This window comes from Campylobacter sp. JMF_04 NA10, from assembly GCF_027737655.1.
Classification (GTDB): Bacteria; Campylobacterota; Campylobacteria; order Campylobacterales; family Campylobacteraceae; genus Campylobacter_B.
The window spans coordinates 86,838-107,342 of sequence record NZ_JAOVTZ010000005.1 but is presented as its reverse complement, the minus strand read 5'-3'; the positions used below and the strand labels follow the sequence as shown (position 1 = coordinate 107,342).

The following is a 20,505-nucleotide window of genomic DNA, read 5'->3' as shown; positions in this document are numbered from 1 at the left end:
ATGAAAAAAATTTTGTATCTTTTGGTTATTGTATTTTTTTTCTTTTTAAGCGATGAAAAACAAAGAGTTATTTTTTGTTTTCTAGGCGATAGTGGTGCATGTCATAATGTCGGTTATTATAACCAAACAGGTGATAAAAATACAGAAAAAAATTTAGAAAAAGCCAAAAAATACTACGAAAAAGCTTGTAAAAAAGATGTCCCGCAAAGTTGCCATAATTTAGGTTTATTAGCATTTACTGATAAAAATTTTCAAATAGCAAGAGAATATTATGGCAAAGCTTGTGATTTAGATTTTACTGATAGCTGTAACAATTTAGGAATATTAGAATTAATGGAAAAAAATATTGATTTATCCATTAAATATTTTGAAAAAGGTTGCAAATTTGACCAAAATTCAAGTTGCAATTATCTAGGCTCAATTTATTCTAATGAGAAAAAAGATTATCCAAAAGCTAATTTTTATTATAAAAAAGCTTGTGATTTAAATAATAGCAATGCTTGTAATTCGATTGGTTTTCACTACGAAAACGGATTTGGTTTAGAAATAAATTTAAAAGAAGCGCATAAATTTTACACAAAAGCGTGTGAAAATCTTAAAAATAATTATGGTTGTGGAAGTTTAGGATATTTATATTTGGTCGGAAATATGGCGAGTGATGTCCAAAATTCGCCCGAATTTTATGAAAAAAGTTGCAAATTTAACGACGGCGAAAATTGTGCAAATTTAGAAAATTTTCTTAAAAACTATGATTTTATTGATAGAGATTATAACAAAGCAAAAGAGCTTTTAGAGTATTCTTGCGATGAAAAAGTCGCGCAAAGTTGCGGTGTTTTGGGAACTATGTATGAATTTGGAAAAGGCGCTTCGCAAGATATTTTTGTGGCAAAGGAAAATTATAAAAAAGCGTGCGATTTGGGTTATAAGCTTGGTTGTGATGAGCTAAAAAGACTGGAAAATGACTAACGAATTTTATATGCGCTTGGCTCTGAAAGAAGCGTGGAAATATCAAATTTTAACCTTTCCAAATCCTGCTGTGGGGTGCGTGGTAGCCGATACGCACGGCAAAATTTTAAGTATAAATTCTCATAAAAAAGCTGGACTACTTCACGCCGAAGCAAACGCCGTTTTTGTGGCACTTTGTGAGATAAGCGATGAATTTTTAAATAAATTTTTGCAAATTTACGAAAACAAATTTGGCGTGGATTTGAGCGAAATTTGCAAAAATCCGCAAAATCTAATCTACGGCAATTTTTTCGAAAATTTCGGTGCAGTATCCGCAAAATCACGCTTTGCAAATCAAATTTTAGAGTTTAAAAATCTAAATGCAAATTTCGTTTATGAATTTATCACGCAAAATCACGGCAATTTGCTTAAAAACGCAACCGCTTTTGTTACGCTCGAACCCTGCGCCCATATCGGCAAAACGCCATCATGCGCCCTTTTGCTTAAAAATTTAGGCTTTAAAAAAGTCGTAATCGGTGTGGCGGATTTAAACGAAAAAGCTAGTGGCGGTGGCGAAATCTTAGCGCAAAGTGGCGTAGAAGTGGAATTTGGCGTTTTAAAAGACGAGTGCGGCGCGCTTTTAAAGCCGTTTTTGCAGTGGCAAAATGGCGGAAATTTTAGCTTTTTTAAACTCGCATTTTCTGCAAACGGCGTGATTACGGGCGAAATTTCAAACGCCAAATCTCGCACATTTTCGCACTATTTAAGAAGCGTTTGCGATAGCTTGATGATCGGCGGCGCTACCGTGCGCACAGATTGCCCGAAGCTCGATACTAGGCTGATTGCGAACGGAAAAAATCCAGATATTTTTATCTATTCTAGGCAAAGCGAGTTTGACAAAACTATCCCGCTTTTTAGCGTTGCGGGTCGCAAAGTAGCTATCACAAATGATTTGCAAACTGCCTTAAATTCAGGCTTAGTGATGATAGAAGGCGGGCAAAATTTGCTAAATGATATCGCAAAAAGTGTAAATTTATTTCTATTTTTCCGCTCAAATTCGCTCAAAACTGGCGAAAATTTCAGAAGCAATTTGAAATTTAAGCCACTTTTCACAGCCAAATTCGGTAGCGACGAATACGGCTGGTACGAGTTAGAAAAATAAAGATTATTTTACTACTTATTTTCAAAATATCTCTATTTTAGGGATTTTGAAGGCAAAATTTTCGTGTGCTGAAATTTGCCTTTTAGTGCTTTTTGTGCTAAAATCGCCCGTTTAATTTTTCAAAAAAAGGTCTTAAAATGCGTAAGCGAATTTTTATTTCGATTCCGCTTGTAATCGCCCTTAGCGGGTGCGCTGAGTTTTATAACAATCTAGGTAAAATCGGAGGCACAGCGGGGGGGGCTGCAATCGGGGCTGTGGTAGGCAAAGAAGTAGGTGGCGATAAGGGTCTAGTAATAGGCGCTGCTGTGGGCGCTGGAATAGGGTTTTTGATAGGTAAATTTATAGATGAAAGAAGAGCCGCTCAAAGACAAATCGCCAAGGAACACAACGCCGAAATTTCATTTGATGATATCAAAACCGCTGGCGAAAAGGGCGATAGAGTCACAATCGCTGATAATAATCAATTTGGCGTAGGCAAATCAAGCCTAAATTCTGATGCGAAAATTTTATATACAAAATTAGCCAAAACATATCAAAATTCTCAATCAAAAAGAAAAATTCTAATCGTAGGTCATACCGATGATAGTGGCGCAAGCAAAAATAATCAAAAGCTTTCAGAAGCCAGGGCTAAAACGGTCGGTCAAATTTTTGCAAAAAATGGAACGAACATTAAAGATATCTACTACTGGGGAGCTGGCGAGTCGCAACCAATCGCTGATAATAACACAAACGAAGGCAGGATGAAAAATCGCAGAGTAGAGATTATCGAGCTAGATAAAGAAGAAGATATCATAAAATACACTCAAAATATCGCCGTAAATCCTGCGTATTTCACAAAAATCGCTCACTCAAATGCGGTTATAGCAAAATCAGAAAAACAGACACAATCTAGCACTAAAAAAGCTGTTTCGCAAACTTCTAAAACCAAAAACGAAACTTCAAATGATAAAAAACCTGTGAAAATCGCTCAAAAATCTAAGCAGGAGCCGAAAACAAATACGCCACAAGTGCAAGAAAACGCGCAAGAAGATAGTTTTGAAATTTTGACCAAAAACCCGCAAGCTAGCAAAAGTGTAAAAGCTGGCGATGTTTTGGTGGATTTCGACGGTAGAGCGATTAGAGGTGATAGTTTTGCTCTTGGCAAAGAATACGGTGGAGAAAAATCAACATTTTCTATCATTACAAAAGCTTATGCAAGCACTGGTTTGCAAAACTGCTACTTTGATGTATATCACGAAGAAGGTGGCGTGAAGCACCTTTCAAACGGCAAAGCACTGCCAAAAACAACTGAATTTAGAAAATCTTTAAATGGCGGAAGTTGGCAGGGTATGGTAAATAATAATCTCGTTGGAATTGCCCCAATTAGCGTTTTAAGGGACGGTGGTAGAGCGACGGCAAATCCAAAAGTGCTGATTTTTAAAGATTATGTAAATTCAAGCAATGCAAAATCTGATTATAAAATCGGCTCGCTTGTAAATACCTATGAGGGCGAAAACGGGTTACTTTATCGTGTGTTTTCGACAGATAAAAAATCACCGATAAAGTGTATGGATATAGTCTTTGACAATGAAAATTCGTCAAATGCCAAGGGATATTTGTATTACACTGCTTCAAACGGAGCGATTTTAGAAAAAGATTTTGAAATCAAACCATTAAGGAAATAAAATGCAAGGACTTATAGATACGCTTATATTGTATAGAGTGTGGGTTTTGGCTGCGATATCGACGATTGTGTTGATTTTGCTAGTGATTAAATTTTGGGATAAGATTAAATTTTGGTGGCTATGTTCGTGGATGAGTTTTCCGCTTATCGGTGGTATTGCCAAGCTATCTAAATCAAAAACTATAAAAGATAAATGGTATGATAGCGAAAGAGTATTATGCTCTAAATTTTATAGATATTACATTTCGTTTGATAAAGACGGCAAAATGTATGATAACTCTGTTTCATACTTAAATAAAATCGATGAGATTGGTAGAAAACCACTTCCTATTTTTATGCTTATAATTATATTTGCATTGGTGATTTTAGAAGCACTTGGATTTGCCTATGTTTTGGCTGGTTATACCATACCTGGCGCTAGCGAATCGCTTCAACAAAAAGGCGCACTTGGAATCGCCTTTATCATTTCGATTATTTTGGTTATGCTTACACATTTTAGTGGCGATGAAATGTATAAAAATTCACTTGCTAAAAAGGTGCGGGAATTTTTTGTTGTTGAAAAAAATGATTACAAAAATAATACCGATAGTTCATTAAAATTAATTCCAAATTCAAAGGTAAATTTACAAGAAAATCACCTTGACGACAACGAGCCTAGATGTCTTCAAATTTTAAATAGATTAAAACATACAAATGCGCAAGTTACTAGGACTTGGTATATTAGTATCATTACGGCTGTGCTTATAGTTTTTATCGCTATTGGAGCGACTTATGTTCGTGGTCAGGTTTTAGAAAAACAGCTAAATCAAGAGATTTCAAATGTCGTTACAAATGTCTATGAAAGTGCGCCAAGCGAGTTGGCTGAAATTCAGACAGAAGCTGATAACAAAGCACTTCAAGAACAACAAGAAGCCGATAGAAAAGGTGGCTGGGCGACATTTATCGTTTTGGCTGTGCTTTTTGTGTTTATTCAAATTTTAGGCATTATAATCGGCTTTAAATGGGGTTTTGCAGGAAAACAGAGCAAGGAAGCTTATCTTTATAGCCACGGATTTGCAAGCAGGGATGAATTTGAAAGCTTTTATAATCTCAAAAAAGATAGAATTGCAAGTGTCGCAAACGAAAAATTATCTATTTTGCAATCAAAAATGTCAAATTTAATCCACTCTCACGCTATTAGTGGCGACGAGCTAGATATGGTAGATGAAAAATATAGAACTTTTGATAACTATATAAAAGAGCATAAAGAAAAAGATAGACAAAGAAGAATAGATAAAGAAGTCGGTAAAGTCAAAGAAGCAATGGAAATCAAAAAAGGCAAAGAAAAAGCTGAACAAGATAACAAAAATGATGAAATTTATGAAAGAAGTGAAAAAGTAGAGAAAATTCCAGCTCCAAAACAAAACGAAATTTCTAGTGAAAATTCGCCTAGCCTGCCACCGCAAAAATCCAAGAAAGAGATTTTGAAAGAATTTAAAGAGTTGCTTGATGAAGGGCTTATATCGCAAGAAAAATATGACGAAAAAGTAAAGGAAATTTTAGGATGAAAACGATTTTATTTTTATGTGCATTTTGTGTTTCTATGTTTGCAGTGCCAAACTGCTATGAGATAAATAAAATAGAAAAACCAAATACCACTCCAAAAGAAGCGGTTTTTGTTTTGATAGATGAAACCACACCATTTGGCGATTCGCTAAAAGAGCAAATTTTAAATAATGCCCTGAAATTTGCTGAATTTGGAAATCACATTTTTGTGGCAAAATACTCTGCATTTTTAGACGGCAGATATAACGAAGTTTTGTTTGAATTCACGCTAGATACGCCACTTGATGAAAAGGCAAGATATGAGTTAAATAAAAATAGCCTTGCTAAATTTGATAAATGTCTAAAAGATCAACTTGGCTATGTGCGAAAAAATATGGCACAAAAAATCAACGACGCCTTTTTAAAAGATGGCGAAAGTGTCGCTAAATCCGATATTTTTTATGCTTTGCAAGATTTTAGTAAAAATTCAATCGCCACTTTTGAAGCCGAGACAAAAGTCGTGCTTTTAGCTTCTGATATGTTAGAAAATTCTTCAATCGCAACCTTTTACGCCAAAGGCGCTCCAAGACAAATCAATCCAAAAAAAGAGCTTGAAATTTTAAGCAAAAATGAACTTTTTGGAGATTTTGGAGAGGCTAAAATTTATGTGGTCGGTGCAGGTTTAACCGAAACAAAAAAAGGCTCAAAAAGTGGCTATGTAACGCCACAAATTCTAAATTCATTGCGTGAATTTTGGAGCGATTATTTTAGTTCATCAAATGCAAATTTGGTAGAAATGGGAACACCTGCTTTAAAACGAAGCGTAAAGTAAGTATGCGCTTATAACTCTTTGTAAAAAGGAAATTTTTAAAATTTCCTTTTTGCTTTTGACAAAATTCTAAAACTTGCTTATAATTCAAGCCGCTTTTACGGCTAAATTTAACAACGATAAATCCAAAAAAGGAAATAAAATGAATGATATTGAAAAAACTCTTTGGTATTTTTTGTTTTGCGAATACCTAAATCCAAGCAAACTAAAAGAGCTAAGTAAAGAACAAGAAGATAAAAATAGAATAGTTTTTGAGACAAATTTCGAAAATCTATACTCACAAATCGATAAATATAAAGAAGAATTTATTAAGCTTCGAAACAAAGCAAAAAAAGAGTGCGAGAAAAACAAAGAAGAAAAAACAAGGGCGGATTATGAGCTTTCTATTAAAATTTATGGCGGATTTTTTTATATCGGGCAGATTTCTAAACAAATCGAAAAGGTCGTTGGCTCGCACGAAAAAAACGCCGAAAATTCCTATACAGAAAGCCCGATTGACGAGGAGATAGCAGCATCGTATCAGATTAAACTAAGCACAAATTTAAACCAAAGCAATATTTTTGATGTGGCAAAATTTGAGCAAATTTCAAAAGATAATATTTTTATCTCAAATACTCCGGCGGTAATGAAAAGATTTATCCAAACAAAGGGCTTGCCAAACGACACTTCCAAAAAGCTCGAAAAGGCTTTGGAAGATTTAAAATCTGTGGTTTTGGGGATTGGGCAAGAGGGCGAGCTTAGGGATTATCTCTCACAAATCGATAAGATGATTATGAGCGAAATTCGCTCCGAACTTACCGAGGATATGATAAGCGATTTTTTTGGCAACCAAAAACAAATCAGGGTTGAGATAAAATTTGCTAGAAAAAGCGAAAAAATGGATTTTATCAATAGCTTGCTAGCTAGCGATATCGAGCGTGTTTTGCGAAGTGGCAAATATTCTAAGCTTTTAAGCGATTTTTTAAGCACTGAATTTAAGGGCGAGAGGATTGATCTGCAAGATAGCAAAAACGATAGCTTTTTGCGCGATACACTCTCTTTGTCAAATTTCCCATACGGGGCGTTTGCGAGCGAATATACGCTGATGTTTTCTCAGCAGTTTGCCGTAAATCAAATCCTAAAACGATTTAATGAGCGTTATGGATTTTACTCTGTCAATGGACCTCCTGGCACTGGCAAAACGACGCTTTTAAAGGATATCATCGCGGCGCTTATAGTGCAAAGGGCTGAGGTTTTAGCATCGCTTGGGGCGGATGAAATTTTGATAGAATCAGATAAGGCAGATAAATATGGTCCGCTTTTTTATAGCTTAAATCCGAAGCTTACTGGATATGAGATTGTTGTGGCTTCCAGCAATAACGGCGCAGTGGAAAATATCAGCAAGGAAATCCCTGTGAAAGGAAGTATTGATAAAAAATATTTGCCAAAAGCAATGGAGGTTGATTATTTTTCGCATACGGCTAGCGCGCTTTTAAGAAAAACAGCAAATGAGGAAGAAACAGAGGCTTGGGGGCTAATGTGCGCTACTCTTGGGAAATCGAGTAATATTTATAATTTCACTCAAAATTTTATATGGGGCAAAGATACAAAACTCATACAAGAAGATGATGAGATAAAGAATTTGAAATTAGAAAGAACAAAGGTATGGAAAGAATACGAAAATGGTAACAAAAGCGATAAGGGACTTTACGTAAAATATATGGAACTTAAAAAATCAATTGAAAACCATGAAGAAAAAATATACCTAAAAAACAAAAAAGAATTTGAAAAAGTCAAGGCTGAATTTAAAGATGCAAAAAACCGATATGCTGGTATCTTGCAAAAATTTAATAAATTGGTGAATTTTATAGAGAATTATCCAAATAAGAAGAAAGCATTGCAAAATAAAATTTCCGAGTATGAACAAATAGACTTTGCTAGCGAATTTGCAAAATTTGACGAAACGATAAGTGGCTTTGATAGTAAAATTTCGGATTTAAACGCAGAGTATAGCCAAGTAGAAAATTCTAAAAATTTCATATCTCAAACAAAGCCAGAAAAGCCATTTTTGTTTTTTATTCACCAGATTTTTAATACTGCTGCCTACAAAGAATATAAGCGCAAAGATGATGAATTTAGCACTAAAATTTATGAAATTCAAAACAGATCTAATGAAATTTTGCAAGAAAAAAGAGCTTTGGCAAATAAAAAATCCGAGCAAGAAAAAGCGAAATTAAACCTAAAAGATAAAGAAAATGAGCTAAATTCTGTAAAAAATGAGTTGGAAAATTTAAACAAAGAATTACAAAATAGCCAAAATGAAATCGCTTTGAAATTCGGCGAAATTTTTAAAACTGATGAAAATGAGCGCGAGAAATCATCGCCGTTTATGAAAAGTGATAATGGCGCAAAAACCGAGCTTTTTGAGGCTAGGGTAGAGCTGTTTTTCAAGGCGTTAAAGCTTCATAAAATGGCGATTTTAGCCAATGCGTCAAAATTTAATACTAATTTTCTTAAATTTGCATTTTTAAATAAAAATATGGATTTGCAAAGAAGCGAAAAGGTTGAAATTTTTAAATCTCTGTTTTTTGCCGTGCCTGTGGTAAGCTCGACTTTTGCGGCGTTTGGGCGATGTTTTAGGGATTTTGAGTGCGAGGATATCGGGTATTTGCTAATCGACGAGGCAGGGCAGGCTGCGCTATCAAACGCCGTAGGCGCGCTCTGGCGCTCTCGCCATGCTGTCGTAGTAGGCGATCCGCTTCAATTAGAGCCTGTGGTTACACTGCCTGCGAATTTGAATAAAATTTTGCTGAAAAGTTTTGGTATAGATGATAGCCTAAATCTAGCTACCGCCTCTGTGCAAGGGCGGGCTGATTTCCATGAGAAATTTGGCACTTATATTAATGGTCTTTGGGTTGGTTCGCCACTTCGCGTGCATAATCGCTGCGATAATCCTATGTTTGAAATCGCAAATGAGATAGCCTATGAGGGGCTGATGATTTGGGGACGAAATAAAAATAAGGGTAAAAATCCAAATTTAAAGAGCGTTTGGGTCGATGTCAAAAGCACAAATTTTGTGGAAAATTTTAGCGAGCAAGAGGGCAGGAAAGCCCTTGAAATCGTGGAAAAAATCCTCAAAGCTGGCAAAATAGACCCTAAGGGCGAAAACGATAAAGATATCACGCATAATGATATCAAGATAATCTCGCCATTTCGTGGCGTAGTAAAAGCTATGAAGGCAATAGCGCCAAAGTTAAAGGACAATATCGGCACAATCCACACAATGCAAGGCAAGGAAGCAAAGGTGATAATCTTTGTCCTTGGTGGTGCGAGCGGGGGTGCTAGGGCGTGGGCGGCAAGCAAGCCAAATCTGCTAAATGTCGCCCTAACACGCGCCAAAAATTATATTTATATCATTGGCAATAGGGATAACTGGAAAGATTTAGAGTATTTTAAAGACGCAGCAGATAAGCTAGAAATCCGTATAATAAATGAAATTTAGGCTTCAAATTTAGCCTAAATTTTAAATTTAAAGCTTACTTATAGTTTTTTCATAATCATCATCAATCAAAACGATTTTCTCGCCGTTTTTGGCAAAGCCGTTTATGAAATTTTGATTATCCGCTTTTAAATTTTCTTTTGTGCAGGTCATATCATCAAGCCTATTTTCTATATCGCGGCTATGTTTTTTGATTTTATCAAAATTTTCATCGATAAATTTATCGCTCATCGCTAGGGCTATAAAACGAATTTGGCGCAAATATTTTTCGCTAAAATCGCTCCGCCAAGAAAACGGCACATAACAACCTTCGATAATCAAATTTTGCCCGTTTTCAATCGCAGTTTTGATTATTTCACACACGATTTGCCACAGATAGGGCGTTAGTGCTTCATCGTCATTTGGGGTAAGATTTGTATTTCTTGAGCGAATTAGCCCCATTTTTAGGTGATCTATTGAAAAATACGGAAATTTATACTTTTCTAACAATCTTTGTGCCAAAAGTGTTTTTCCCGTATGCGAAGCACCCGTTATGAGTATAACCATTTTTTGCCTTAAACAAGAGCGATTTTTTTGGTTTCAAATTCGCCCGAGAAAAAATTTAGATAATAAAGCGTATCTTTTTTAACTTCCAAATTTGCTAAGTATCGAAGTGCTAAATTTGCCGCAAAACTCGCTGCAAACATCACAATCGGCGCAGCAATTCCAGCTGGCGTGGCGCCCAAATTTGGGAAAAATTTGAAATTCGCCTCGCTTACGAAGCAGACCTGCACCTGAAAGCTATCGACTGAGCTAAACACCCATGGCGTGGCAGTTTGCTTGGCAAACTCGTCGATTTGCGCGCGGGTGGCGAGATTGTCAGTCGCATCTAAAATCAGGTCAAATTTATCCGCGCAACTAGCAAAAAATTCATCAGCTTTCATTTTGTGCGTATTCACACGCACTCCATCGTATCGAGCCTGCACGCGCTCTTTGAAAATATCAGCCTTGTATCGTCCCTCATCGCTTAGCGAAAATAAAATTTGCCTGTGGATATTATGAAGCGACACTGTGTCGAAATCGACAATGTCAATCCGCCCGATTCCGCTGGCTCCTAGCGCATACGCAAAAGAGCTTCCAAGCCCGCCAGAGCCGATGATTAGGACGGATTTTTGCGCTAGGGAGCTTTGGGTCTCCTCGCCCCAAAGCTGGATTTGTCTATGGAAAAATTTCACGCAAAGCCTTTGTTTTTCAAATTTGCTTTAAAGCCCCAAAATTCCGTAGCTTCGCGCACGATTACTGGGTCTATTTCGCACATTAGCGCGCCCTCTTCGTCACGCAATTCGTTGATAATCTCGCCGTAAGGATTCGCTAGGAAACTGCCGCCATAAAATTTAAAGTCCATATCGCCGAATTTCGCCTCGCCTATGCGGTTTGTGCGCACGATATACGCCGAGTGCGTGAAGGCTCGCATTTTAAGCAGTTCTGCCCAGCGCAAATTTGACTCAAATGTCGAAGCTGTGGGGATTAGCACGCAATCTACGCTTTCGTGGTCGAAGCGCTGCCACACCATATCAAAATGCGCTTCAAACCCAAAACAAACGCCAAATTTCACACCCTCGACCTCGAAAATCAGTGGCTCAAATTTGCCGTTTTCGTGAATTTTGGCATTTAGGAAAAACTCGTCCTCGTTCCAGTGCGAGTAGTTTATTAGCATAGTTTGATCGTAAAATTTCACGCCAGAGGGGCTAAAATGCGCGCAGGATTTGATCCATGCGATTTCGCCAGCCTCGCCACCGCTTTGGCGAATTATGGGCGCAATGATGTGTAAATCGTATTTTTTGGCTAAATTTTGCATTAGCTCCATTTTGTGTTCGCTTTGTTTTTGCGTGATTGAGCTTGGCATGTGTTTTAGCTCGGTAAAAAACGAATTGAGCGTGTATTCGCCCAAAACCACGATTTTTGCGCCATTGTCGTGGGCTATTTTCATATAATAATCAATGCGATTTTCGCTCATCGAAAGCGTGGCGAGTTGCAGAGCGCAGATTTTAATCATTTTGCGCACCTTCGTTTATTTGCGTGATTTCAAGCTTGGCGTTTTCTAAAATTTCCTTCGCCTCTTTTAGCAGGCAAATTCCGCTTTTATACAGCTCCACAGAGCGATCTAGCGTGATGTCTTTGTCGTTTAAGCTCTCTAATAGCTCGCCTATTTTTTTCATTTTTTCTTCGAAATTATCTTGCATCTAAAACCCTTTTAATGATATAGTCAAATTTTTCCACCTCGACCAAAAATGCGTCGTGTCCGTAATCGCTGTCGATTTGCGTGTAAAACACGCGCTCTTTCGCGCCAAGATCAATCATACATTTATACATTTCCTCCATTAAATTTGGCGGAAACAAAATATCGCCAGAAAACGAAATCAAAAATAGTTTCGCGCGAATTTGCGCCATGGCGTTTTTTAGCGAGCCATAATGCCTCGTGCAGTCGAAAAGATTCATCATTTTTGCGATATAAAGGTAGCATAGCGGATCGAAGCGATGAGAGAAATTTACCCCATTGTAGTCTAGGTAGCGATCTACTTGAAACCTGCCGTCAAGCTCGTAAAGTCCGTCAGTTTCTACATAATTTCTCCCAAATTTTTCGTTCATCGAAGCAGGGCTTAAAAAGCTAATATGCCCAGCCATGCGACCTACCGCCATGCCGTTTAAGCCATTTTTTGCGATTTCATCTTTGTCATAATACCCGCCTTTGAAATTTGGATCGCTTTTAATCGCGCTGATTGCGATTTTATTAAATGCTATCGCCCAAGGCTGCGTCGCATAAGTGGTAGCTAGTGCGAAAATATTTTCGGCGAAATTTGGGTATTCGATTGCGTAGCACAGAGCCTGCATACCGCCTAAACTCCCGCCGATTACGGCTTTTACGCGCGAAATCCCAAGCTCGCTTAGCAATCTAACCTGCGCCTTTACGACATCTGAGATTACAAGCACAGGAAAGCGTGTGCGATATTCCATGCCGGTGCTATCGTCGATATCTAACGGGCAGGTCGAGCCAAAGGGCGATGAGAGGATATTTATGCAGATGACGAAAAATTTACTCGTATCCACTGCCTTGCCATCGCCGATTAGGCTGTCCCACCAGCCAGCCTTGCTTTCATTTTCGTATCTGCCAGCAGCGTGTGCGCTACCAGTTAGAGCGTGTGTGATGACAATGACATTTGATTTATCGGAATTTAGCTCGCCGTAAGTTTCGTAAGCTAGGTGAAATTTAGAAAAAACACGACCGCTCTCTAAATAGAGCGGTTCGTCAAAATAGTGGGTTTTGGTTTGGATTTTCACTGATTAACTCGGTAGTTTGGCGCTTCTTGCGTGATGATGACATCATGGACATGGCTCTCTTTAAGTCCTGCGCTTGTGATTTCGACAAATTCGGCTTTTTCTTGCAAGGTAGGGATATCCTTGCTTCCGCAATACCCCATAGCGCTTCTTAGACCGCCTACTAGTTGGAAGATTACATCTTTTAGCATACCAGCATAAGGGACGCGTCCTTCGATTCCTTCTGGGACGAGTTTTTCTTTGGCGGTGCCTTCTTGGAAATATCTATCAGAGCTTCCTTTTTGCATAGCGCCGATTGAGCCCATACCGCGGTATGTCTTATACTGGCGACCTTGGAAGGTGATTAGCTCGCCAGGGGTTTCGTAGCACCCAGCTAGCACGCTTCCCATCATTACTGAGCTAGCGCCCGCTGCTAGGGCTTTGGCGATTTCGCCTGAGTATTTGATACCGCCGTCTGCGATGATTGGAACGCCAAATTTAGCCGCTTCGTTTGCACAATCTACAATTGCGGTAAATTGTGGCACGCCCACACCTGCGACGATTCTAGTGGTGCAGATTGAGCCCGGTCCGATACCGACTTTTATCGCGTCTGCGCCAGCTTCGGCGATATCTTTGATAGCCTCTGGGTTCGCGACATTTCCTACTACGACATCGACATTTAGCTGTTTTTTAAGCTCTTTTAGGGTGTTTATGATACCTTTGGTATGTCCGTGAGCAGAATCCATTACAATCGCATCTACGCCTGCTTCGACAAGGGCTTTTGCGCGATCAATCTGACCTACGCCAATGGCGGCTGCTACGCGAAGTCTGCCATAAGCGTCTTTGTTTGCAAGAGGGTATTCGATGCGTTTTTTGATATCTTTAATGGTAACTAATCCCTCCAAATGGTTGTTTTCATCAACAATCGGGAGTTTTTCTACCTTGGTGCTGCGGAAAACTTTTTCAGCGTCATCTAGCGTCGAGCCCTTTTTGAGCGTGATTAGTGGCATTTTAGTCATTTTATCGCCAACGCGCGCTGAGGTATCGCTTTCAAATCTCAAATCGCGGTTAGTTAAAATTCCGATTAATTTATGCTCGTCATCGACGACTGGAATTCCGCTAATGTGGTATTCAGCCATCAAATTTAGCGCATCTTGCACGCTGGCTGTGGCTTTGATAAAAATCGGATCGATGATGACGCCACTTTCGCTTTTTTTCACTCTTTTAACCATTTTGGCTTGGCTTTCGATATCCATGTTTTTGTGGATTACGCCAATCCCACCAAGTCTAGCCATCATGATAGCTGTGCGATACTCGGTAACCGTATCCATAGCAGCACTCACAAGTGGCGTATTTAGAGTGATATTTTTGGTAAATTTTGTCTTTAAATCTACATCTTTTGGTAAAATTTCAGAGTATTGTGGCACCAACAAAACATCTTCAAATGTCAAAGCTTTTTTCAAAATTTTCATCTTAACCCCTTACGATTGTTTCTAAATTTAACCCGCCATCAAGCACCGTTTGTTCGTCATAAGCGCGTCCTATTAGTTGTGCGCTGATATTTAAATTTTGTGAATTTCTAGCCACTGGCACGGAAATTGCTGGAAGTCCTGCTAAATTTACGCCGATTGTGTAAATATCGCTAAGATAAGCTTTTAGCGGGTCGTTTAACTCGCCAAATTTATACGCCACATCAGGCGCAATCGGCATAAAAATCAAATCAGCCTCTTTTAAAATTTCCTCATATTCAGCCTTGATAAAGGCTCTGGCTTTTTGCGCTTTTATGTAGTAAGCGTCGTAGTAACCGCTACTTAGCACAAATGTTCCTAGAAGCATTCTGCGTTTGACCTCGTCGCCAAATCCCTCACCACGGGTGTTTGCGTAAAGTTCGTTTAAATTTGACGCCTTTGCGCGGTTTCCGTATCGCACGCCGTCATATCTGCTTAAATTTGCGCTAGCTTCGGCTGTGGCGATGATATAGTAAGTCGCAATGTCGTATTTGGAATTTAGCAAATTTTTATAAATTATCTTGTGTCCGAAGCTTTTTAGCTTCTCGATTGCCAAATTTAGCGCAGTTTTAATCTCGTCGCTAGCCTCATTTAGGTAGTTTTCGATGACTGCGATTGTAAGTTTGCGCTCGCTATTTAATTTATCAGCCGTGCTGATAAACTCGCCAGCGTAGCTCGTGCTATCCATAGTGTCGTGTCCTGCGATGATATCGTATAAAATCGCCGCGTCCTCGACATTTCCTGTAATCGGTCCGATTTGATCTAGGCTAGATGAATACGCTCCAAGCCCGTAACGGCTCACCCTGCCATAGCTTGGCTTAAATCCCACGCAACCACAAAAGGCTGCTGGCTGGCGGATAGAGCCACCAGTATCGCTTCCAAGGGCTGCGATTGCAAGTCCAGCTCCCACAGCAGCTGCACTTCCGCCACTGCTTCCGCCTGGGACGCGAGTGTGATCGAGCGGATTTAGAGTTTTGCCATAATACGAGCTCTCTGTCGTGCTTCCCATGGCGAATTCGTCCATATTGGTGCGACCAAATGGAGCTAAATTTGCCTCTTTTAGTTTTTTGATTACGGTTGCGTCATAAGGCGCAATGTAGCCTTGCAGGATTTTAGAACCTGCCGTTACGCTCCAACCTTTGACTTGAATATTATCTTTAATCGCGATTGGCACACCTGCACCACTTTCGTTTAATTCCTCGCCACTGAGTTGTTCGACATACGCGCCAAGGTTTTTATTGGCTATGATTTGGCTTTTTAAATCTGCGCGAAGTGCCAAAATTTCGCTAGGGCTCAGTTTCAAAGCCTCTTTTAAACTTATCATTTTTTATCCTTAAATTTTATTACAAATTTTATTCCCACGCCTATGCAGACAAAGATTAGCGCGATTGTGAGAACTACTATACTAAAATGTTGAGGCGAACTAAGCATTTAGCACCTTTGCACATCTTGGGCATAGGCAATCTTGCTCTTTTGCGCTAAATTTCCAGCACCTTGGGCATTTAAATTTATCAGATTTTACAAGGCGGAAAATTTCATCACCTATGCGAAATTCTGCCAAAGCATTGTCGCTGTTGCCATCTAGCGAGGTTACATCGCTTACCATAAACCAATCACTCACGCCCAAAATATCGTAAGATAAAATTTCATTTGAGCTAGTTTGCAAAGCGAGTTCTAGGGTCGATTTGATGATTTTGTCTTTTTTGAGGGCGTCGATGATTTCGAAAAATTTCTCTCTTGATTGCTCTAAAATTTCATCATATTCGACAAAATCGCTAAATTCAATCGGCGCATAAACTAAATCAAAAGCGTCTTCTTTGCCGTTTTTAACGATACTTGGTGCGTATTGCATTACTTCATCGATTGTGTAAGTTAGCGTAGGCGCAATCAGAGGCAGTAGCGCTCTGGTGATTAGCACTAGCGCACTTTGCGCACTGCGGCGTCTTGGCTCGTCGATATGATCGCAGTAAAGGCGGTCTTTGATGATATCAAGGTAAATTCCGCTTAAATCTGCGCTTAGGAAATTTAGAAGTTGGTTAAATCCTTTTGAGAAATCATACTCTCTAAAACTCTCTTCGACCGCGCCAAAAGTCCTTACTGCGCGGGTTAAAATCCATTTATCAAGGGTTGTGAAATTTGAGGTTTCAAGCTCTTCTAAATCGCTAACATTTGCTAGCAAAAAGCGAATTGTATTGCGAATTTTGCGGTATTGCTCGCTGACTTGTTTTAAGATATTTTCGCTGATTTTCAAATCTGTGGAGTAATCGCTCAGTGCAACCCATAATCTCATAATCTCCACGCCGTATTCTTTGGCGACTTTTTGTGGAAGGACGATATTGCCCACGGATTTGCTCATTTTTTGACCCTTCTCATCGACTGTAAAGCCGTGAGTTAGGACGCTTTTATACGGAGCGAACTCATTTACAGCGCAACTTAGCAAAAGTGAGCTTTGAAACCAGCCTCTGTGCTGGTCTGAGCCCTCTAAATACATATCGGCTGGAAATGCCCCTGCGTCGTATTCGCCGCTTTTTAGCACAGCGTTCCAAGTCGATCCACTATCGAACCAAACATCTAAAATATCGGTAACTTTCTCTAAATTTGCTGGGTTGTAGCCAGAGTCTTGTGGTAAAAGATCGCAAATTTCGCTATCCCACCACGCATCAGCGCCTTTGGCTTTGAAAATTTCGTATAAATGATCCATTATTTTTTCGTCGAAAATCGGCTCTTTCGTGCCACGATCGCGGAAAAACGCAATCGGCACACCCCAATCTCTCTGCCTTGAAATACACCAATCAGGGCGGTTTTCAATCATCGCTGTGAGGCGATTTTCGCCAGTGGCTGGGTAGAATTTGATTTTTTTGATTTCGCTAAGCGCGATCTGGCGCAGTGTTTTTCCACCGCTAAATTCTTTATCCATAGCGATGAACCATTGCTTTGTAGCGCGGTAAATTACTGGTTTGTGCGTGCGCCAGCAGTGTGGGTATGAGTGGGTAAATTTGCCGACTTTTACCACTGCATCGCCAAGAATTTCGACGATTTTTTCATTTGCTTTGAAAATGTGCATGCCGACCATTTCATCTACGACGCCAGCCCTAAATAGCCCCTTCGCGCGCAGTGTTTCATCAAAACACCCTGCCTCATCGACTGGCATTAGCACCTCTATGCCGTATTTTAAGCCTACAAAATAATCGTCCTCGCCGTGTCCTGGGGCGGTATGAACTAGGCCTGTTCCGCCGTCCATTAAGACATGTTCGCCTAGGATAAATTTTGAGCTTCTATCATTTAGTGGGTTGATTGCGTATAAATTTTCTAGCTCTTTTGAGCTAAATTCTTTTAAAATTTCGCCATTTGTGATACCTGCGCCGATTAAATTTTCTAAAAGCGGTTTTGCAAGTATGAAATTTTCGGCTGTTAGGACATAGGTTTCGTTTGGATTTAGGCTGATTGCGCCGTTTGCTGGAAGTGTCCAAGGCGTAGTCGTCCAAATCACGGCTTTTGCGCCTTTTGCGCCGATTTTGGCGTTTGCTTCATCGCTTAAATCGAAAGCCACATAAATCGAATAATCCTCTTTGTCCTTATACTCGACCTCCGCCTCAGCTAGCGCGCTTTTTGCCGCCCAGCTCCAAAACACAGGCTTACTGCGCTCGATTAAAATGCCCTTTTTAGCGATATTGCAAAGGGTTTTGTAAATTTCAGCTTCGAAGTTAAATTTCAGTGTCAAATATGGATTTTCCCAATCCCCAATTACGCCAAGGCTTTTAAATTCATCTCTTTGGATATCGATAAATTCTTTCGCGTGTGCGCGACAAAGCTCGCGGATTTCGTGCTTGGTAGCTGATTTTTTCGCGTCGCCCATTTTGATTTCTACTTGTTGTTCGATTGGCAAGCCGTGGCAGTCCCAGCCCGGGACATAGCGGATATTTTCACCGAAAAAATAGTGGGTTTTAGTGATAATGTCTTTTAAAAATTTATTTAGCGCATGGCCGATATGCAGGTGTCCGTTGGCATAAGGTGGGCCGTCGTGGATATTAAAGCTAGCGCCTGCGTTTTTGCGTTTGGCTTTCATTTTTTCATAAATTGCTCGCTCGTTATACCAGCTAGAAAATCGCGCTGGTTCGTTCGCTGGGAGTGAGCCTCGCATAGGGAAGTCCGTAGTAGGGAGAAAAAGTGTTTCTTTGTAATCCATAAAAAACCTTTAATTGTGTTTTAAAAAATTTGGTAAGTGTAGCAAAAAGGCTTTTAAAAAGGACTGAAAATGCAAGAATTTTTTATGCTATAATGGCAAAAATTTAAAGGTCGAAATTTATGAAAAATGTGATTTTAATCATCGGCGAAGCTATCCGCTACAATCCGCCATTTTTTAGCTATATTTTGCGCGAATACGAGCAGGTTTTCGGCGTGATTGATGATATTAAATTTATAAATGAAAACGATAAAAATTTGCCATTTTTGATAGAAAAAATGCTCGGCAAATACGATTATATCACGATTTTTGCGACAAAAGTGGCTTATGCAATCGCAGGGAAAATCCTCTCCACGCTCACGCTTGATACTTTGGAGCTTAAAGATTGTGGCACGCTAGCCCCCTCAGCAGCTAAATTTGTGGTAAAGGATAGTTTTTTGCTAGATATTAAGGGTTGCCTTGTAAATGTGCTAAAAGCAGACCCCTTGCAAAAACTGCCCCAAATTTTGCAAGATCCCCTAAATGAGGGCGAGGGGTTTTATCTATTTGACACAGACTATGCGAGCGCAAAAGCTAGACTTGAAAGCCTAGCGTTAAGCTATAAAATTTCATTTATCATCAGCGAATACAGCTCGTTTTTGCTCTTTGTGCGCGCTAGCGAGCAAAAATTTGGCGCGCTGGATAAATTTTTAGACAGCGTGAGCAAATACTATGCAAACTCATTTATCGCACCTAAAAATTTCATCTCTCACGCCGTGGAGAAATTGCGAGAAATCGGGGCGAAAATCACATTTGCAGAGAGTTGCACGGCTGGACTTTTGGCAGCTAAATTTGGCGAAATAGCTGGTGTGAGTGATATTTTTGATGGCTCGGTGGTAAGCTATGCAAACGAGATAAAGCGTGCGTGGCTAGATGTGAGCGATGAGGTTTTGCAAGATTACGGCGCAGTGAGTGAGCAATGCGTCGCAGGTATGCTTAGCGGGGCATTGGAGAGTTCGGGGGCGAATTTTGCCCTAGCCATTAGCGGGATAGCTGGACCTGGTGGCGGAAGCGATGAAAAGCCCGTAGGAACGGTCTTTATCGGGGCAAAAGAGCTTGGTGGGCGACAGATAATCGGCAAATTTCATCTAAACGGAGATCGCAACTATATCCGCGAAGAGGCCGCAAATATCGCAGTTTGCTTGCTTTTGAAATTAAGAAGTGATTTATTTTTAAACTAAGGAGAGAGTATGAAAAAATGTGGAATTTTGCTTGCTTGCGCGCTTATTTTTAGTGCGTGTAGCGACAGTGACAAATCTAGCCAAAACGGCCTAGATATCGAGAAAGAGATCGAAAAAAAATCTCAAAAAATGGTTGAGAAAAATGAGCCAAAAACGCAGATAAATTTGGATAAAAATTTATCAGTAAGTGCGAGCGCCCCTAAACCTGCGCCAGGAAGCGCTGCTTCAAGCGAGCCTGCGCCAGAGGCAAATTTGAGCCAAAACGCTAAACCAAAGGTTCAAATCGAGCTAGTGCCAAAGCCTGAGGGTAAAATTTCAAAAGATATCAACGAAACGATTGATGAATTTGCCGCAACGGCTAAAATTTTGGGCGAAAATTTGGAAAGATTAAGCAAGGAAGCACCGAAAATTTTAAACGAATTTGCCGAAAAAAATGCGGATAAATTAGAAGATTTAGCCAAAAAAGGCGAGAAGATCGTGCGCGATTTAAACGGCTCACTAGGCGGGATCGAAAAGGATTTAATGGATTTAGCAAAGGATGCAAATTCGAGTTTCGGACAGATTTTAAATATCTTTGGCGATATGATTAATAATGGCAAAAAAATTGAAAAACATTATGAAAATTCGCAGGGAGAGGATTTAAAAATTTAAGTCAAATTTGCGTAAAATACAGCGCAAATTTTAACCATTTTAGGAGGC

At 39.6% G+C, this 20,505-nt stretch carries 16 protein-coding genes; 8 read left to right on the top strand and 8 right to left on the bottom strand.

Annotated features, from left to right (window positions below):
- The 6 genes from OFO12_RS07270 to OFO12_RS07245 all read left to right on the top strand — a co-directional run bounded on the left by OFO12_RS07270 (position 1) and on the right by OFO12_RS07245 (position 9,604).
- Positions 1-966, top strand: a complete 966-nt coding sequence (locus OFO12_RS07270) for an SEL1-like repeat protein (RefSeq protein ID WP_270870016.1) — start codon at positions 1-3, stop codon at positions 964-966.
- Positions 959-2,107, top strand: coding sequence for a bifunctional diaminohydroxyphosphoribosylaminopyrimidine deaminase/5-amino-6-(5-phosphoribosylamino)uracil reductase RibD (gene ribD / locus OFO12_RS07265; protein ID WP_270870015.1), 1,149 nt, complete (start codon positions 959-961; stop codon positions 2,105-2,107). Before OFO12_RS07270 ends, ribD begins: the two co-directional genes overlap by 8 nt.
- A gap of 137 nt (positions 2,108-2,244) precedes the next feature.
- Positions 2,245-3,771, top strand: coding sequence for an OmpA family protein (locus OFO12_RS07260; protein WP_270870014.1), 1,527 nt, complete (start codon positions 2,245-2,247; stop codon positions 3,769-3,771).
- A gap of 1 nt (position 3,772) precedes the next feature.
- Positions 3,773-5,317 carry an SHOCT domain-containing protein gene (locus OFO12_RS07255; protein ID WP_270870013.1) on the top strand — a complete coding sequence of 515 codons (1,545 nt, stop codon included), beginning with the start codon at positions 3,773-3,775 and terminating at the stop codon, positions 5,315-5,317.
- Positions 5,314-6,126 (top strand): hypothetical protein, encoded by an 813-nt coding sequence (locus OFO12_RS07250; RefSeq protein ID WP_270870012.1) that lies wholly within the window; start codon positions 5,314-5,316, stop codon positions 6,124-6,126. The genes OFO12_RS07255 and OFO12_RS07250 overlap by 4 nt, the downstream gene beginning before the upstream one ends.
- A gap of 139 nt (positions 6,127-6,265) precedes the next feature.
- On the top strand, positions 6,266-9,604 hold the full coding sequence (locus OFO12_RS07245) for a DEAD/DEAH box helicase (protein WP_270870011.1): 3,339 nt from the start codon (positions 6,266-6,268) through the stop codon (positions 9,602-9,604).
- Positions 9,605-9,631: 27 nt separating this feature from the next.
- Here OFO12_RS07245 and OFO12_RS07240 read toward each other — a convergent pair whose 3' ends face one another.
- The 8 genes from OFO12_RS07240 to ileS all read right to left on the bottom strand — a co-directional run bounded on the left by OFO12_RS07240 (position 9,632) and on the right by ileS (position 18,589).
- Positions 9,632-10,147: a phosphotransferase-like protein gene (locus OFO12_RS07240; protein ID WP_270870010.1), complete on the bottom strand. Its 516-nt coding sequence runs from the start codon at positions 10,145-10,147 to the stop codon at positions 9,632-9,634.
- 8 nt (positions 10,148-10,155) lie between these two features.
- A complete protein-coding gene (locus tag OFO12_RS07235; protein WP_270870009.1) occupies positions 10,156-10,815 on the bottom strand; it encodes a HesA/MoeB/ThiF family protein in 660 nt (219 codons plus the stop codon).
- Positions 10,812-11,636 carry a carbon-nitrogen hydrolase family protein gene (locus OFO12_RS07230; RefSeq protein ID WP_270870008.1) on the bottom strand — a complete coding sequence of 275 codons (825 nt, stop codon included), beginning with the start codon at positions 11,634-11,636 and terminating at the stop codon, positions 10,812-10,814. The genes OFO12_RS07235 and OFO12_RS07230 overlap by 4 nt, the downstream gene beginning before the upstream one ends.
- Positions 11,629-11,823 (bottom strand): exodeoxyribonuclease VII small subunit, encoded by a 195-nt coding sequence (gene xseB / locus OFO12_RS07225; protein ID WP_270859252.1) that lies wholly within the window; start codon positions 11,821-11,823, stop codon positions 11,629-11,631. Before xseB ends, OFO12_RS07230 begins: the two co-directional genes overlap by 8 nt.
- Positions 11,813-12,919 carry a homoserine O-acetyltransferase MetX gene (gene metX, locus OFO12_RS07220; protein ID WP_270870007.1) on the bottom strand — a complete coding sequence of 369 codons (1,107 nt, stop codon included), beginning with the start codon at positions 12,917-12,919 and terminating at the stop codon, positions 11,813-11,815. The genes xseB and metX overlap by 11 nt, the downstream gene beginning before the upstream one ends.
- Positions 12,916-14,367, bottom strand: coding sequence for an IMP dehydrogenase (guaB, locus tag OFO12_RS07215; RefSeq protein WP_270865324.1), 1,452 nt, complete (start codon positions 14,365-14,367; stop codon positions 12,916-12,918). Before guaB ends, metX begins: the two co-directional genes overlap by 4 nt.
- A 1-nt stretch (position 14,368) precedes the next feature.
- On the bottom strand, positions 14,369-15,727 hold the full coding sequence (gatA, locus tag OFO12_RS07210; RefSeq protein ID WP_270870006.1) for an Asp-tRNA(Asn)/Glu-tRNA(Gln) amidotransferase subunit GatA: 1,359 nt from the start codon (positions 15,725-15,727) through the stop codon (positions 14,369-14,371).
- A gap of 99 nt (positions 15,728-15,826) precedes the next feature.
- Positions 15,827-18,589: an isoleucine--tRNA ligase gene (gene ileS / locus OFO12_RS07205; protein ID WP_270870005.1), complete on the bottom strand. Its 2,763-nt coding sequence runs from the start codon at positions 18,587-18,589 to the stop codon at positions 15,827-15,829.
- A gap of 119 nt (positions 18,590-18,708) precedes the next feature.
- Here ileS and OFO12_RS07200 point away from each other — a divergent pair, with 119 nt between their 5' ends.
- Together OFO12_RS07200 and OFO12_RS07195 are read left to right on the top strand one after the other, a co-directional pair.
- Positions 18,709-19,806: a CinA family protein gene (locus tag OFO12_RS07200; protein ID WP_270865321.1), complete on the top strand. Its 1,098-nt coding sequence runs from the start codon at positions 18,709-18,711 to the stop codon at positions 19,804-19,806.
- A 9-nt stretch (positions 19,807-19,815) separates the two neighbouring features.
- The gene (locus OFO12_RS07195) at positions 19,816-20,457 is read left to right on the top strand and encodes a hypothetical protein (protein WP_270870004.1); all 642 of its coding nucleotides are present in this window, start codon (positions 19,816-19,818) and stop codon (positions 20,455-20,457) included.
- The last annotated feature ends 48 nt before the right edge of the window (positions 20,458-20,505 follow it).

Coding starts and splice junctions, on each gene's coding strand:
- OFO12_RS07270 (WP_270870016.1), top strand. CDS start 1: ATGAAAAAAATTTTGTATCTTTTGGTTATTGTATTTTTTTTCTTTTTA.
- ribD (WP_270870015.1), top strand. CDS start 959: ATGACTAACGAATTTTATATGCGCTTGGCTCTGAAAGAAGCGTGGAAA.
- OFO12_RS07260 (WP_270870014.1), top strand. CDS start 2,245: ATGCGTAAGCGAATTTTTATTTCGATTCCGCTTGTAATCGCCCTTAGC.
- OFO12_RS07255 (WP_270870013.1), top strand. CDS start 3,773: ATGCAAGGACTTATAGATACGCTTATATTGTATAGAGTGTGGGTTTTG.
- OFO12_RS07250 (WP_270870012.1), top strand. CDS start 5,314: ATGAAAACGATTTTATTTTTATGTGCATTTTGTGTTTCTATGTTTGCA.
- OFO12_RS07245 (WP_270870011.1), top strand. CDS start 6,266: ATGAATGATATTGAAAAAACTCTTTGGTATTTTTTGTTTTGCGAATAC.
- OFO12_RS07240 (WP_270870010.1), bottom strand. CDS start 10,147: ATGGTTATACTCATAACGGGTGCTTCGCATACGGGAAAAACACTTTTG.
- OFO12_RS07230 (WP_270870008.1), bottom strand. CDS start 11,636: ATGATTAAAATCTGCGCTCTGCAACTCGCCACGCTTTCGATGAGCGAA.
- xseB (WP_270859252.1), bottom strand. CDS start 11,823: ATGCAAGATAATTTCGAAGAAAAAATGAAAAAAATAGGCGAGCTATTA.
- guaB (WP_270865324.1), bottom strand. CDS start 14,367: ATGAAAATTTTGAAAAAAGCTTTGACATTTGAAGATGTTTTGTTGGTG.
- gatA (WP_270870006.1), bottom strand. CDS start 15,727: ATGATAAGTTTAAAAGAGGCTTTGAAACTGAGCCCTAGCGAAATTTTG.
- ileS (WP_270870005.1), bottom strand. CDS start 18,589: ATGGATTACAAAGAAACACTTTTTCTCCCTACTACGGACTTCCCTATG.
- OFO12_RS07200 (WP_270865321.1), top strand. CDS start 18,709: ATGAAAAATGTGATTTTAATCATCGGCGAAGCTATCCGCTACAATCCG.
- OFO12_RS07195 (WP_270870004.1), top strand. CDS start 19,816: ATGAAAAAATGTGGAATTTTGCTTGCTTGCGCGCTTATTTTTAGTGCG.